This window comes from Micromonospora lacuserhaii (assembly GCF_036902735.1).
GTDB lineage: Bacteria > Actinomycetota > Actinomycetes > Mycobacteriales > Micromonosporaceae > Micromonospora.
This window is the reverse complement of the sequence record NZ_JBAKHO010000010.1, coordinates 57,740-71,703: the sequence shown is the minus strand read 5'-3', so window position 1 is coordinate 71,703 and position 13,964 is coordinate 57,740. Positions and strand designations below refer to the sequence as shown.

17 protein-coding genes are annotated in these 13,964 nt (G+C 74.5%); 5 read left to right on the top strand and 12 right to left on the bottom strand.

Going from position 1 to position 13,964, the window contains the following annotated elements; genetic code table 11:
* Positions 1–366 precede the first annotated feature (366 nt).
* A complete protein-coding gene (locus V6U81_RS09775) occupies positions 367–1,263 on the top strand; it encodes a GNAT family N-acetyltransferase (RefSeq protein WP_334487160.1) in 897 nt (298 codons plus the stop codon).
* Positions 1,264–1,269: 6 nt separating this feature from the next.
* Here the strand turns inward: V6U81_RS09775 and V6U81_RS09770 are convergent, their stop codons facing one another.
* Both V6U81_RS09770 and V6U81_RS09765 read right to left on the bottom strand, forming a co-directional pair.
* Positions 1,270–1,785, bottom strand: a complete 516-nt coding sequence (locus V6U81_RS09770; protein WP_334486962.1) for an O-acetyl-ADP-ribose deacetylase — start codon at positions 1,783–1,785, stop codon at positions 1,270–1,272.
* A 1-nt stretch (position 1,786) separates the two neighbouring features.
* Entirely contained in the window at positions 1,787–2,581 is a 795-nt protein-coding gene (locus tag V6U81_RS09765; RefSeq protein WP_334486960.1) for an EI24 domain-containing protein, read from the bottom strand.
* 62 nt (positions 2,582–2,643) lie between these two features.
* Between V6U81_RS09765 and V6U81_RS09760 the strand changes: the two genes are divergently transcribed.
* On the top strand, positions 2,644–3,630 hold the full coding sequence (locus V6U81_RS09760) for a helix-turn-helix transcriptional regulator (protein WP_334486957.1): 987 nt from the start codon (positions 2,644–2,646) through the stop codon (positions 3,628–3,630).
* Here V6U81_RS09760 and V6U81_RS09755 read toward each other — a convergent pair.
* Positions 3,621–4,538: an SDR family oxidoreductase gene (locus V6U81_RS09755; RefSeq protein ID WP_334486954.1), complete on the bottom strand. Its 918-nt coding sequence runs from the start codon at positions 4,536–4,538 to the stop codon at positions 3,621–3,623. The genes V6U81_RS09760 and V6U81_RS09755 overlap by 10 nt on opposite strands.
* Positions 4,539–4,615: 77 nt before the next feature.
* Here V6U81_RS09755 and V6U81_RS09750 point away from each other — a divergent pair, with 77 nt between their 5' ends.
* Entirely contained in the window at positions 4,616–5,311 is a 696-nt protein-coding gene (locus V6U81_RS09750; RefSeq protein WP_334486952.1) for a nucleotidyltransferase domain-containing protein, read from the top strand.
* Here the strand turns inward: V6U81_RS09750 and V6U81_RS09745 are convergent.
* From V6U81_RS09745 to V6U81_RS09725, 5 genes are all read right to left on the bottom strand, one after another.
* Positions 5,308–6,045 (bottom strand): alanyl-tRNA editing protein, encoded by a 738-nt coding sequence (locus V6U81_RS09745; RefSeq protein WP_334486949.1) that lies wholly within the window; start codon positions 6,043–6,045, stop codon positions 5,308–5,310. The two genes, V6U81_RS09750 and V6U81_RS09745, sit on opposite strands and share 4 nt — an antisense overlap.
* 11 nt (positions 6,046–6,056) lie before the next feature.
* Positions 6,057–6,944 carry an alpha/beta fold hydrolase gene (locus tag V6U81_RS09740; RefSeq protein WP_334486947.1) on the bottom strand — a complete coding sequence of 296 codons (888 nt, stop codon included), beginning with the start codon at positions 6,942–6,944 and terminating at the stop codon, positions 6,057–6,059.
* The gene (locus V6U81_RS09735; RefSeq protein WP_334486945.1) at positions 6,941–7,255 is read right to left on the bottom strand and encodes a DUF2516 family protein; all 315 of its coding nucleotides are present in this window, start codon (positions 7,253–7,255) and stop codon (positions 6,941–6,943) included. The genes V6U81_RS09740 and V6U81_RS09735 overlap by 4 nt, the downstream gene beginning before the upstream one ends.
* Before the next feature lie 70 nt (positions 7,256–7,325).
* Complete coding sequence (locus tag V6U81_RS09730) at positions 7,326–7,997, bottom strand: hypothetical protein (protein ID WP_334486942.1); 672 nt, start codon at positions 7,995–7,997, stop codon at positions 7,326–7,328.
* A complete protein-coding gene (locus V6U81_RS09725) occupies positions 7,994–8,599 on the bottom strand; it encodes a helix-turn-helix domain-containing protein (RefSeq protein ID WP_334486939.1) in 606 nt (201 codons plus the stop codon). The genes V6U81_RS09730 and V6U81_RS09725 overlap by 4 nt, the downstream gene beginning before the upstream one ends.
* Positions 8,600–8,706: 107 nt before the next feature.
* Between V6U81_RS09725 and V6U81_RS09720 the strand changes: the two genes are divergently transcribed.
* Positions 8,707–9,504 (top strand): alpha/beta fold hydrolase, encoded by a 798-nt coding sequence (locus V6U81_RS09720; RefSeq protein ID WP_334486936.1) that lies wholly within the window; start codon positions 8,707–8,709, stop codon positions 9,502–9,504.
* An 89-nt stretch (positions 9,505–9,593) separates the two neighbouring features.
* On the opposite strand, the gene V6U81_RS09715 is transcribed toward V6U81_RS09720, so the two are convergent.
* From V6U81_RS09715 to V6U81_RS09700, 4 genes are all read right to left on the bottom strand, one after another.
* Entirely contained in the window at positions 9,594–10,553 is a 960-nt protein-coding gene (locus V6U81_RS09715; protein ID WP_334486933.1) for an asparaginase, read from the bottom strand.
* Between the two features lie 95 nt (positions 10,554–10,648).
* Positions 10,649–11,476 carry a beta-keto acid cleavage family enzyme gene (locus V6U81_RS09710; protein ID WP_334486930.1) on the bottom strand — a complete coding sequence of 276 codons (828 nt, stop codon included), beginning with the start codon at positions 11,474–11,476 and terminating at the stop codon, positions 10,649–10,651.
* A gap of 24 nt (positions 11,477–11,500) precedes the next feature.
* On the bottom strand, positions 11,501–12,613 hold the full coding sequence (ygfZ, locus tag V6U81_RS09705; protein WP_334486927.1) for a CAF17-like 4Fe-4S cluster assembly/insertion protein YgfZ: 1,113 nt from the start codon (positions 12,611–12,613) through the stop codon (positions 11,501–11,503).
* Positions 12,610–13,014: a Fur family transcriptional regulator gene (locus V6U81_RS09700; RefSeq protein WP_334487157.1), complete on the bottom strand. Its 405-nt coding sequence runs from the start codon at positions 13,012–13,014 to the stop codon at positions 12,610–12,612. The genes ygfZ and V6U81_RS09700 overlap by 4 nt, the downstream gene beginning before the upstream one ends.
* 93 nt (positions 13,015–13,107) lie before the next feature.
* Between V6U81_RS09700 and V6U81_RS09695 the strand changes: the two genes are divergently transcribed.
* Positions 13,108–13,956: an aminotransferase class IV gene (locus V6U81_RS09695; protein WP_334486925.1), complete on the top strand. Its 849-nt coding sequence runs from the start codon at positions 13,108–13,110 to the stop codon at positions 13,954–13,956.
* The last annotated feature ends 8 nt before the right edge of the window (positions 13,957–13,964 follow it).

Below are 13,964 nucleotides of genomic sequence, written 5' to 3'. Positions count from 1 at the left end.
TTGCTCACCGAAGGTGACTACCGACACGCCGCCCCGCCACCACCTCGCTCCCCTTTGCTCTGCTTCCCCGCAGGCAACAGTTACATGCTGTCACTGCCCATCCGGCCCCGGCGAACGCCGCAGCGAGAGAATGCCCTGCTCTTAACCGGTGTTGCCGTGGCGGCAGCAGAGCAAAGGTTCCGAGGGGACAGTTGGGCGGGCGGCGGGGCGTCACCGTCGGTGACGCGGATGCCGTGTCGGCAGAGAGTGACGACCGGGGTCCGGCCGGCAATTGCATGGCGCGCCATCCCAGGGCCGCCCTACCCTTCCGGCATGCCTGACCCCCTGCGCCACGCCAGCACATCCCACCGCACCGAGACGGGACGCGTGCTGATCCGCACCGCCCGGCCCGAGGACGCGCCGGGGGTGGTGGCGCTGCGGGCGCTGGTCCACCCGTATCTGGTGCGCGGGATCGAGTCGACCCGGCGGATGATCGCCGAGCCGCCGCCCGGGGAGGACTGGACGGCCTGGGTCGCCGAGGCGGACGGGCAGGTGGTCGGCTGGGCGTCGGCGTACCGGAACAGTCAGACCTCCGAGCCGGACTTCGGCGAGATCTCCACCCTGCACGTCCACCCGGAGCACCGGGGGCGGGGCGCGGGGACGGCACTGCTCACCGCCGCCCTGGCGCACCTGCGCTCGATCCGCGCCCGTCGGGTGCTCACCTGGGCGCGCGACGAGTCCCTGCCGTTCGCCCGCCGGCACGGCTTCACGCCGAGCCGCGAGCTGCGCTACTCGGCGCTCGACCTGCGGCCGGCGCCGGCGATGCCCGAGCCGCCGCCGGGCGTACGGCTGCTTTCGGCGGCCGAGCTGGACCCACGCCGGATCCACCGGGCCGAGGTCGCGTCGGCCGCCAGCGAGCCCCGGGACGTCCCGTCGGACGCGGTCGGCTACGACATCTGGCGGTACGAGATCTGGGAGAACCCGGGGCTGGACCGGGATGCCAGCACCGCCGCCGAGATCGACGGCGAGCTGGCCTCGTTCAGCCTGGTCAAGCGGGACGGGGACCGGTTGTGGTCCGACTACACCGGCACCGTGCCCGAGTACCGGGGACGCGGCCTGGCCCGGCTGGTCAAGCAGGCCGCCCTGCACAAGGCCGCCGGCGGCGGGGCACGGGTCGCGTACACCTCGAACGACGCGGCCAACGCCCCGATGCTGGCGGTGAACAACCGGCTCGGCTACCGGCCGGTGGGATCCCAGTGGACCTGCCTGCGCGACCTCGACTGAGCGGCGTCAGGTCGACTCGGCGACCCGGACCGCGGTGGCGCACGTATCGGCGCCGAACAGCACCAGCCGGGCCTCGACGACGTTGACCGGCGTGGCGGCCCGCAGCACGGTCAACGCCTGGCGGACCGCGTCCTCGACCGGCCAGCCGTAGACGCCGGCCGAGATCAGCGGGAAGGCCACCGTGACCGCGCCCAGCCCGTCGGCGACCGCCAGACTGTTGGCGTAGCAGTCCCGCAGCAGCGCCGAGCGGTCCTCGGTGGCCGAATGGACCGGCCCGACGGTGTGCACCACCCAACGGGCCGGCAGGTCACCGGCGGTGGTGGCGACCGCCTGGCCGGGGGACAGCCCCTGGCCGTACCGGGAGGCGCGCAGCGCCCGGCACTCCGCCAGGATCGCCGGTCCGCCCCGGCGGTGGATCGCGCCGTCCACGCCCCCGCCGCCGAGCAGGGACGAGTTGGCCGCGTTGACGATCGCGTCGACCCGTTGGGCGGTGATGTCCCCCTCGACCAGGGTGATCTCCATGTCAGCGCTCCTCGGTGTGCTGTCCGAGCGACCGGCGGGTCAGCAGGGTGGCCCCGGCGACGGCGGCCGGCATGACCAGCACCGCGCCGAGCGGGATCAGGAAGCAGAGGAAGACCGCCACGCCGAAGCCGAGCGCGGTCGGCCGGTCCGCCTTCAGCATGGCCCGCCGGTCCGGCAGCCGCAGCCCACGCCGGGAGAACGGCGCGCCGACCAGCTCCACGGTGAGCAGCCAGCCACCGACCGCCGCGCCGATCACCGGCACCACGGTCTGCCCGACGACCGGGATGAACCCGGCGGCGAAGAGCGGAACGCCGATCAGCACCGAGAGGCCGACCAGCCGCAGCGAGTCGGCGACACTGCGGCGCACCGACGCCCAGAGCGGCACCTCCACCGCGCCCGGGGTGCCGCCCAGCCGCTCCTCCACCCGCTCGGAGATCCGCTCGTAGAACGGGTCGCCGATGGCCAGGGTGACCGCGGTGAAGGTGACGACCCCGAGCAGGCCACCCAGCCCGAGGAAGGCCAGCCCGGCGATCACCCGGACCAGGCTGCGACCGGTGGTCGACCAGTCGTCGGCGAACGGGGTGACGAGCGCGGCCAGATCGTCCACGAAGTACACCAGGGCGGCGAGCGCGCCGACGAAGAGCGCGCCGGAGATCAGCGCGGGCACCACGCCGAGCAGCATCAGCCCGGGGCTGCGGACGTACAGGCCCAGGCCACGCAGGAGCAGGCCGACACCGGAGAAGAAACGGCCGACGGCGCCGGTGACCGGCGCGGCGATGCTGCGGGGTGCGTCCACGACCGCAGAGCCTAGTGGCCGGCGGCCACCCCGGCCGGGCAGCCGCGAGGCAGGATGGAGCGGTGCGGGCGTCCCGGTTGATCTCCCTGGTGCTGCTGTTGCAGTCCCGGGAGGCGATGACCGCCGCCGAGCTGGCCCGCGAGCTGGAGGTCTCCGAGCGGACCGTCTACCGGGACGTGCTGGCGCTCTCCGCTGCCGGGGTGCCGGTCTACGCGGACCGGGGCCGGGCCGGAGGCTACCGGCTGCTCGGCGGCTACCGGACCCGGCTGACCGGGCTGAGCCGGGACGAGGCGGAGGCGCTCTTCCTCTCCGGCCTGCCCGGCCCGGCCGGCGACATGGGGCTGGCCGACGCGGTGGCCGCCGCCGAGCTGAAGGTGCTCGCCGCACTGCCACCCACCCTGCGGGACGCGCCGGCCCGGGCCGGGCAGCGGTTCCACCTGGACGTCCCGGGCTGGTTCCGGGAGTCGGCCCCGCCGCCTTCGCTGGCCGAGCTGGCCCGGGCGGTCTGGCGGGACCGGGTGGTCGAGCTGCGCTACCGGCGCCGCGACCGGGAGGTCGTCCGGCGGGTCGAGCCGTACGGGCTGGTGCTCAAGAGCGGGACCTGGTACCTGGTCGGCCGGGTCGGCGACGCCACGCGCACCTACCGGGTGGACCGGGTGGTCGGGGTCGAGGTGGGCGAGGCGGGCTTCACCCGGGACGAGGGCTTCGACCTCGGCCGCTACTGGCGGGAGCAGGCCGAGGCGTTCCTGCGCGACATGCTCGGCGACGAGATCACCGTCCGGGTCAGCGCCGCCGGCCTGCGCGCGCTGCGCTTCACCGCCGAGGCCCCCTTCGCGTACGACGAGGCGGTGGCCGCCGCGGGCGAGCCCGACGGGCAGGGGTGGGTGACCACCCGGCTGCCCGTCGAGTCGGTCGCCGTGGCGTACGACCTGATGCTCCGGCTCGGTCCCGAGGTGGAGGTGCTCGACCCGCCCGAGCTGCGGACCCGCCTGGCCGACGCGGCCGCCCGGCTCGGTGCCCTCTACCCCGGGCCGGACGGTCAGCGGTAGCCGGTGTAGTCGGCGGGCTTCCCGGCCAGCAGGACCTCGTCGTAGTAGCGGGACCAGTGCGGCCGGGTGCCGTCCAGGTCGGTGAAGCCGTACACCTGGGCCAGCCCGCCGCTGTCCACGGACTTCCCGTTCCAGCGGCCCCGGTCCGGGTCGGCGGCCAGAGCGGCCACCGCGCGCCCGACGAAGGCCGGCGTCTCCGACATCACGAAGTGCTTGTCCTTCGCCGCCCCGTCGCGCCAGTTCGCCTCGGTGACCCCGAAGTGCTCCAGCATCGCCTCGGAGCGGATCCAGCCGGGAGTGAGCGCGACGGCGGTGCATTCGTACGGCTTCAGCTCGTGGGCCTGGGTGAACGCGAGCCGGTTCACCGAGACCTTGGCCAGGTCGTAGAAGACCGAGAGCCGGTAGTTGGCGTCGTTGAATTCCTTCGTGCCGTCGCCGATCTCCACCACCAGCCCGCCGGGGCGGCGGATCAGCAGCGGCAGGGCGAAGTGGCTGGTGATGATGTGGGTGTCCACCGCCAGCCGCAGCGTGCGGAAGCCGGCGTCGAGGGGCTGCTCCCAGACCGGCTTCTCCCAGGCGATCAGCGGGTCGGCGCCCCACACGTCGTTGACCAGCACGTCGAGCCGGCCCTGTTCGGCCTCGATCCGGGCCACCAGGTCGCGGACCTGTTCGGGCACGAGGTGGTCGACCCGTACCCCGATGCCGGTGCCGCCGGCGGCGGTGACCAGCTCGGCGGTCTCCTCGATGGTCTCCGGCCGGTCCATCTCGGAGCGGCCGGCGCGGGTGCTGCGGCCGGTGGCGTAGACCGTCGCGCCGGCCGCGCCGAGCTGGATGGCGATCTGCCGGCCGGCGCCCCGGGTCGCCCCGGCGACCAGCGCGACCTTCCCCTTCAGCGGTGTCGTCGTCATGCCGTCGAGCCTGTCAGCGATACCTGACAGCCGAAGTCCGGTTTCGCGGATCGGGTGTGGTGGGTCATGCTCCCCGGATGCACCTGCTGCTCTCCGGGATCGTCGGCTCGGTCGCGTACGGGCTCGCCGGGCCGGGCTCCGACGTGGACCGGATCGGCGTCTTCGCCGCGCCGACGGTCGCCTTCCACGGCCTGCACCCGCCGCGCGGGTCGGTGGTCACCACCGACCCGGACGTCACCCTGCACGAGGCCGGGAAGTACGCCACCCTGGCGCTGAGCGGCAACCCGACCGCGACCGAGCTGATGTGGCTGCCGGACGACTGCTACGAGACCCGGACGGAGTTCGGCGAGCGGTTGATCGCCATCCGGTCGGCGTTCCTCAGCGCGCCCCGGGTCCGCGCCGCCTACCTCGGGTACGCCAGCCAGCAGTTCCGGAAACTGACCACCCGGGACTCCTCGGTGGGTGGCCGACGGCGCTCGGCGAAGCACGCCCGGCACCTGGCCCGGCTGCTGCACCAGGGGCGACTGCTCTACGCCACCGGCGTGCTGGAGATCCAGCTGGCCGACCCGGAGTGGTTCCGGGCCTTCGGCGAGCGGGTCGCCCACGGCGCGCTGGACGAGGCGGAGGCGCTGGTCGCCGCGGCGGAGCGGGACTTCGACCGGATCCGCACCCCACTTCCGGAGCGGCCGGACGAGGCCACGGTGGAGCGCTGGCTGCTCGACGTCCGGGCGGCCCACCTGCCACCGGCGCTTACCGGTGGACCGCGCGGCTAGTCGGCCAACCGGACACGGACCCGACGGTTCGCCCGGCCCTTGCTCTCCACCTTGACCACCTGAACCTTGCCGATCTGCGCGGTGGAGGCGACGTGGGTGCCGCCGTCGGCCTGGACGTCCAGCCCGACGATGTCGACGATCCGCACCTCCTGCTCGTCGGGCGGGATCAGGTTCGACTGGGTACGGATGATGTCCGGCAGGGCGAGCGCCTCGTCGCGGGGCAGCACCCGGACGGCGACCGACCGGTCGGCGGCCACCTCGGCGTTGACCAGCTCCTCGATCCGGCTCTTGAAGTCCGGTGGCACCTCGGGGAGGTTGAAGTCCATCCGGGCCTCTCCGGGCTCCATGTTGCCGCCGGTGACCAGCGCGCCGAAGTCGCGGAACACCACCCCGCAGAGCACGTGCAGCCCGGAGTGGGTGCGCATCAGCATGGTCCGCCGGTCGTCCTCCACCGCCCCGGTGACCGTGGTGCCCGGCGGCGGCACCGGATCGCCCTCGGCGGGGATCAGATAGAGGTCGTCGCCCTTGCGGGTGCCGACGATCCGGGTCTGTACGCCCTGCCAGAGCAGCACCCCGTGGTCCGGCGGCTGACCGCCGCCCCCCGGGTAGAAGGCTGACCGGTCCAGCACGATGCCCTGGTCGGGATCGGCCGCCAGCACCGTGGACTCCCACTCCCGCAGGGTGGGGTCGGCGAGGTCCAGACGGTGGGTACGGCCGTGGTGTGTGACGCCCATGACAGGCGACGTTACCCGTTGAGGAAGCTCGAGATCCGCTCCCGCAGGTCGGCGCGTTCCGACCAGAGCACGCCGGGGCGGTCGTACACGTGCAGGGTGGCCTGCGGCAGCGCGGCGGCCAGCTCCTCGGCGACGTGCGCCGGGTGCAGGTCGTCGCCGGCGCAGCCGATCACCAGCGCCGGGGCGGTGACCGTGGCGAGGGCGGCGACGTCCCGCAGCGGCGCCTGCTCCGGCAGGTCGGCCAGCCCGGGGGCAAGGCCGTCGCGGAGCAGCTGGTCGAGCCGCTGCCGCAGGTACGCCCAGCCGGCCGGGGTGTTGCGCACCGCGGGGGGCACCTCCAGCGAGACCACGTCCGCCACCGCGGAGGCGTCCCCGTCGCCCACCGCGTCGAGCAGGTCGGTCAGCCGTTCCCGGGCGACCGGGCCGCGCGGCCTGTCGAGCACCGCGGGCAGGAAGAAGACCAGCTTGTCGAAGCGGTCCGGGCTCTCCACGAGCAGCCGGCAGAGCGCCCCGGCGCCGAGACTGGCCCCGAACGCCCGGGTGGCGCCGCCCAGGTCGGCGACGGCCCGCAGGTCGCGGGCGAGGTCGAGGTAGCTCCACGGGCCGGGTGGCGCGTCCGAGCGACCGTGCCCACGGAACTGGAAGAAGATCTTGCGGCCGGTGACGCCGCTGCCGAACGGGCGGGTGGTGGCGATGCCGTTGCCCAGCCCGTGGGCGAAGACGGTGACCGGGTCACCGATGCCGGTGACCAGCCGTTCCAGCCGTACGCCGTGGGGGGTGGCGACCAGCTCGGTCTCCGGCTCCGGCAGCGCCGGCCGGCCCGTCCGGGGCCCCCCGGGCCCAGGACCCCAGGTGCGGGGCCCGCCGTCGGGCGGCGGGGGCCAGCGGAAACCCCTCACCAGAACCCTTTGCCGTCGTGCAGGTCACGCAGGCCGACCCGGACGTCGAGCAGGTAGATCAGGCCGGCCGCGATGCCGATCAGCCCGAAGATGCTCAGCGCGCCGAACCCGAGCAGGATCAGCACCATGCAGACCGCCAGGATGGCGATCCAGCCGCCCTTGGGCAGGGTGCCGATCGCCGCGAAGGCGTCGGACCGCTGGGTGATGGCGTGCACCAGGGCGACGGCCAGGAGGATCAGCGCGAAGACGAGCAGGATCCGGTCGATCAGGTCGACGACGGCGAAGGCGAAGATCGGCGCGGCGATGGCCATGCCGGCCAGCATATGCCGACGACCCCGGAATCGTCCGCCAGGACGCTTCCGGGGTCGTCGATTGGAAAGGTCACTCGGCGGCCGGGCGGGTCCGCTTCGTGGTCTTCGGCAGCTTGGCCGACGGGGTCTCGGCGGTCACTGCGGCGGCCTTGGGGGCCCGGGTGCGGGTGGTCTTCGCGGCGGCCGGCTTGGCCTCGACGGCCTCGGCGACGTCGGCCGGGGTCGGCACCTCGGTCTTCACCTCGGGGGTCGCCACCTCGGCGGTCTTCACCGCGACCGGCACGGTGGCGTCGGTGGCCTCGATGTCGGCGTTCACCGTGTCGGCGGCCTCAAGCACGCCGGCGCCGACCACGCGCTCGCCCCGGGCGATCAGCGCACCGTACGCGGCGAGGGCCCGCTCCTGGGCGGCCTGCGCACCGGCCAGCACGACGGCGGCGTTGCGGGTGGCGGCGTCACGGAGCTTGTCCAGGTCGAGGTCGGCCGGGACGGCCTTCTCGCGCAGGCCGGTCGCGGTCAGGTTCGCGGTACGCAGCGTCTCGGTGGCCTTCTGGCGCAGCTCGAAGCCGGTGACGACGGCCTTGCCACCGAGGTCGGTGACGACCTTGGTGCCGTCGTTGACGACCCGGTTGCCCAGCTCGGTCACCACGGTGGGGAGCTTGCGGAGCTGCTGGTAGGCCAGCTCGCCGGCGCCTGCGGCGGCGTAGAGCGGGGCCGGGATGCGGTTGGTCTTCGGCTGGGTCATGACTTCTCCTCCTCGGCCGCGGCGGCGGCCTTGCTGGCGGGGGTGCTGGTGGTGGGGGCGGGCGCCGGGCCGGCCTCGGTGACGGCGACCGACCCGAGGACGGCCTCGGTCGGGGTGCCCTCCGGCGTGGTGGGTCCGGTGGCGGCCGGGGTGACGGTGGCCGCGGCGCCGGTCGGCTCGGTCGGCGTTGCGCCCTCCGTCCCCGGGGCGGCGGGCGTGCCGTCGGCGGCCTGCTCGGCCGCGGCGGTGGCCTCGGCGAGTCGGACGTTCTCCCGGCGGAAGGTCTCGTAGATCTGGCTCAGCGACTGCCGCTGCGCCATCGTCAGGTCGGGGTCGACGGCGATCGCCGCGAGCACTCCCTGACCCTCCTTGTCGTCGAGCAGCCCGGCGCGCAGGTACATCGCCGGGGTGGAGACCCGCAGCGCGCTGGCGAGCTGCTGGAGCACCTCGGCGCTCGGCTTGCGCAGCCCGCGCTCGATCTGACTGAGGTACGGATTGCTCACCCCCGCCTGCTCGGCGAGCTGGCGCAGCGAGATCTTGGCGTTCCGGCGGAGGTCACGGATGAATCCGCCGACGTCGGGTAGATCCTTGGGTGCGGCCATGAGTCCAACGGTAGCGGCCGCCGCTAACTCCAGCAAGCAAAACGCTAGCAAGAGTTAGCGAGGTAACACCATTGCGTGCCGGATGTCCGGTCCGTAGCTTGCTCGGCGTGACGAAGATCGACATCAACGGCGCCGCCCTCGGGTACGACGACCTGGGGACCGGCAGCCCGGTCGTGCTGCTGCACGCCGGCATCGCCGACCGCCGGATGTGGCGCGGACAGCTGCCGACGCTCGCCGAACGGCACCGGGTGATCGCCCTCGACCTACGTGGGCACGGCGACTCCGCGCTGCCGCCCGAGCCGTTCGCCCACCACTACGACGTGGTGGGCCTGCTGGACGCGCTCGACATCGAGCGGGCCGCCCTGGTCGGCTGCTCGTTCGGCGGGGCGGTCGCGATCGACACCGCCCTGGCGTACCCCGAGCGGGTCTCGGCGCTGGCCCTCCTCGGCACCGCGGTCTCCGGTCACGAGTGGTCCGAGGAGACCGAGCGGCTCTGGGAGGACCTGGTCGGCGAGGTGGACCCGGAGGACTTCGCCGCCGCCGTGGCGGGCGAGGTGCGCTTCTGGGTGATCGGCCCGACCCGGAAGCCGGCGGACGTCGACCCGGAGCTGATCGCCTTCGCCGAGGAGCTGGACCGGCGGGCGCTCGCCGCCGAGCAGGCGCTCAGCGCGGTGGAGGTGGCGGAACTCGACCCCCCGGCGATCGACCGCCTGCCCGAGCTGCGGCTGCCGGTGCTGGCCACCGCCGGCGCCGCCGACGTCCCGGACATCCGCCGGCTCGCCGACCGGATCGCGGCCGAGGTCCCCGGTGCGGTACGCCTCCCGGACGTGCCGGACGCCGCCCACCTGCTGCCGTTGGAACGCCCCGAGCCGGTCAACGCCGCCCTGCGCGACTTCCTGGCCTGAGCCACGACCACCCCGGGCGTACCCCCGTGCCGCCCGGTCGCGACGGGGCGTGGCGTGCGGTTGCCGGCATCACCCCCGCGGGCGGTGGCTCACCAGACCGCGCGGACGGCTCCCACCGGCAGGCCGCCACCGAGCAGCGGAACCTCCGCGTACTCGGTGAGCACCGGGGCCTCGACGCCCAGCCGGCGCAGCGCCGAGACCAGCACCGGCATCCGGGCCCGGGACGCGCCGTCGTCGATCTTGAGAGCGACCGCGCCCACCCCGGGCACGGCGGCGGCGATGACGCCCTCGGCGCCGATCTTGGCGAGTGTGCCGGGGACGCCGCGCATCAGCCGGGTGTCGTCGGCCTGGGTGCCGCCGACCAGCTCCGGGTGGGACCGCATGGCGTCCGCGACCGTCCGCCCGGCCGTGCCCGGCTCCGCCGAGACCAGCCGGAGGTACGCCCCGGCCAGCCCGGTCAACGACACCGCGAGCACCGGGGCGCCGCAGCCGTCCACCCCGACGGCCGCCGCCTCCTCACCGGTGTACTCCTCGATCGCGGCCCGCAGCCGCCGCTGGAGCGGGTGCTCGGGCCGCCAGTACCCGTCCAGCGGCCAGCCGGCCGCGAGGCAGGTCAGCAGCATGCCGGTGTGCTTGCCGGAGCAGTTCATCTGCACCCGGGTCGGCCCGCCGCCGGCGCGCAGCACCGCCTCCCGGGCCGCGTCGGCGAACGGCAGGTCGGGCGGGCAGTGCAGGGCGTTCTCGTCCAGCCCGGCGCCGCGCAGCAGGGCGCCGACCCGGGCCAGGTGGAACTCCTCCCCGGAGTGGCTGGCCGAGACCAGCGCCACGTCGGCCGCGTCGGTCAGCGGCAGGCCGGCGTCGAGCATCCCGACCGCCTGCATCGGCTTGCTCGCCGAGCGCGGGAAGACCGGCGACGTCACGTCACCCGCTCCGGCGACCGGCGCGCCGCCGGCGTCCAGCACCACCACCGAGCCGCGGTGGACGCCCTCCACGAACCCGGACCGGACCACCTCGGCGAGCGGCACGCCGCCCTCGTACGTCTTTCCCACGAAGTGGACGGTACCGACGGGCCCGACGGGCCCGGCACCCGGGTGACCAGCGGCGTCGGCCGTCGGCGTACAGGGGTGCCGGGCGGGGTCGTCGCTTACAGGCCGAGCAGCTGCCGGGCCTCGGCGGTGGTCAGCGGCGGGCGCTGGGCGAGCTGGGCGAAGCCGACCGCGCGGGCCACCAGCTGCATGTTGGACTCCACCGGCCGGCCCTTGGCGTACGACACGGTGTCCTCCATGCCGACCCGCAGGTGCCCTCCGGCGGAGAGCGAGGCCAGCATCACCGGGATGGTGCTGCGGCCGATTCCGGTGGCCGAGAAGGTGGTCCCCTCGGGCAGGTCCCGCAGCATCTGGTGGGCGGCGACCAGGGTGGCCGTGGTGCCCGGCATCCCGCCCGGCACGCCCATCACGAAGTCGACGTGCACGTGCCCGCCGTGCGGGAGGCCGTACTTGCCGAGCAGGCGCTGGAGGGCGGTGAGGTGGCCGAGGTCGAAGATCTCGTACTCCGGCACGATGCCGCGCTCCTGCATCCGGGTGTGCAGGTCGACGATGAACTCCCAGCGGTTGAGGAACACGTCGTCGCCGAAGTTGAGCGTGCCCATGGTGCAGGAGGCCATGTCGGGCGCGGCGTCGAGCACGGCCAGCCGGGCGGCCTCCGGATCGGTCACCGCGCCACCGGAGGAGAGCTGCACGATCAGGTCGGTGCTCTCCCGCAGCGCCGTGACGGTCTCCCGGAGCCGGCCCTGGTCCAGGGTCGGCTTCGCCTCGTCGTCACGGATGTGGACGTGGATCACGGCGGCGCCGAGCGCCTCGCACTCCTTCGCGGTCAGCAGCAACTCGTCGAGGGTCACCGGCAGCGCCGGCACCTCCGCCTTGGCCGACTCCGCGCCGGTGGGGGCAACCGTGATCAACGTCCCTGTCGTCATGCCGGGGATCGTAACGCGGCACCCTTACTCCGGGTCGATGGCGGCGGCCGTCTCCCCCACCAGCAGCGCGGCGTCGTCGGGGACGTTGCGCTTGACCACCGCGAGAGCCACCTGGCCCAGCTCGTGGTGGAGCACGGCGGTGCCGACGAACCCGACCGCCCGGCCGTCCCGGGTCACCGGGGTCCCGGCCACCGGCGGCTGGTCGGTGGTCACCCCGTCCAGGTGCAGCAGTACGAGCCGACGCGGCGGCTTGCCCATGTTGTGCACCCGGGCCACCGTCTCCTGCCCCCGGTAGCAGCCCTTGTCCAGGTGCACCGCCGGCCCGATCAGGTTCACCTCGGCGGGGATGGTCCGGTGGTCGGTGTCCACCCCGACCCGGGGGCGCCGGGCGGCCACCCGGACCGCCTCGTACGCCCACAGCCCGGCCACCGGCACCCCGGCGCCCCGCAGCTCCTGCACCACCTGGGTCATCGCGTCCCGGGGCACCAGCAGGTCCACCCCGAGCGGGCCCCGGCGGGCCCAGCCGCCGGCCGGCAACGGCTTGACGTCGTAGAGCGCGGTGGGGCGCGGCGGCAGCTCGCCCGCGCGGAACTTCGGGCCGGGCACCGGCACGGCCTGCGCAGCGGCGAGCCCGGTCACGCCGAGCGTCCCGACGGCGTCGACCGCCCCCGGCCCGACCAGCGAGAGCAGTGCGTGGTCGGCGGTGGCGTCCCGCGGGTCGACCCGGCTGAAGAACCGCATCTTCTCCAGGTACGCCAGCAGCCCGCCGGTCATCCCCGGCTCGGTGTCCAGCCAGGTGGTCTCGCCGTCCTCGGCCACCATCGCGTGCTGCTCGATGTGCCCGTGCGGGCTGAGCACCAACAGCTCGGTGCCCTGCCACGGCGCGAGGGCGGCCAGGTGCTGGCTGGTCAGCGTGTGCAGCCAGCCGATCCGCTCCTCGCCGGGCACCGCGATCACGCCCCGGTGCGAGCGGTCGACCAGCCCCACCCCGGTCTCCAGGGTGCGCTGCTCGCGCAGCGGGTCGCCGTAGTGCGCGGCCACCCCGCGCACCCCGGCCGCCCGGTGGGCCGGCTCCGGCTGGTCCCGGCTGGACTCGTCGATCGCCTCGACGGCCACCGCTCCCGCGATGTCGATCATTTCGGTTCCCCGTCCTCGCAGTTGCCGCAGACGCCGAAGAGCGCCACGTGCCCGATGTCGACCCGGAACCCACGCTCGGCCACCAACTGGTCGGCGAGCGGTCGGAGCAGCTCCGGGTCGATCTCGTCGATCGCGCCGCACTCCCGGCAGACCAGGTGGACGTGCTGGTGCTCCCCGGCCGCGTGGTAGGTCGGCGACCCGTGCGACAGGTGGGTGTGGGTCACCAGTCCGAGCCGTTCCAGCAGTTCCAGCGTCCGGTAGATGGTGGTGATGTTGACCCCGGCGGCGACCTCCCGGACCGCGCAGTGCACCTGCTCCGGCGTGGCGTGCCCCAGGTCCAGCACAGCCTGCAGCACCAACTGCCGCTGCGCCGTCAGCCGGAGCCCACGGGAGCGGAGCATTTCCGCGAGGGAGGATTCGGACACCGTCCGATCATAGTTCGGTCGCCCCGCCGGTCCGGCCGGCGGCGACGCAGGCCACTACGCTCGGCGGTCATGGTGGCATCGAGGATCGCCGTGCTCGGCCGGGGCGTCGTACCCCCCGGAGAGCCGGTGCTGCGCGGCGACGACCTCGGCGTGCTGCACGGCGACGGCCTCTTCGAGACGATGCACCTGCGCGACGGGCGCCCCTGGCTGCGGGAGGAGCACCTGGCCCGGCTGCGGGCCGGCGCGGCGGCCGTCGAGCTGCCGCTCCCCCCGCACGAGGCCCTGGTGGAACTCCTGGACACGGTGGCAGCCGACTGGCCCATCGAAGTGGAGGGGGCGCTGCGGCTGGTCTGCACCCGGGGGCCGGAGGGCGGCGGCCTGCCGACGATCTACGCCACCCTCGGCGAGGTACCGGCGGCGGCGAAGCGGGCCCGCCGGGACGGGGTGACGGTGGCGACCCTCCCCCTCGGGCTGCCCGCGGCGGCCCGCCCGGCGCTGGGCTGGCTGCCCGCCGGGATCAAGTCGACCTCGTACGGGGCGAGCACCGCCGCCCGGCGCTGGGCCGCCCGCGCCGGGGTGGACGACGTGCTCTGGGTCTCCTCCGACGGCTACGTGCTGGAGGGGCCGAGCGCGAACGTGGTCTGGCTGGCCGGAGACACGCTCCGCACGGTGCCGGCCACCACCACCGGGATCCTCCCCGGCACCACCTGCGCCTGGCTCCTCGCCCACGCCCCGGACATCGGCCTGACCGCGACCGAGCGGATGGTCACCCCGGCGGAGCTGCTCCGGGCCGACGGTGTCTGGCTCACCTCGTCCCTGCGCGGCCTCACCGAGCTCCGCACCCTCGACGGCAGCCCAGTGCCACCGTCCCCGCTGACCCCGAAGCTGCGGACCCTGCTGGCCTTCCCGCTGCCCTGAGCCGCCGG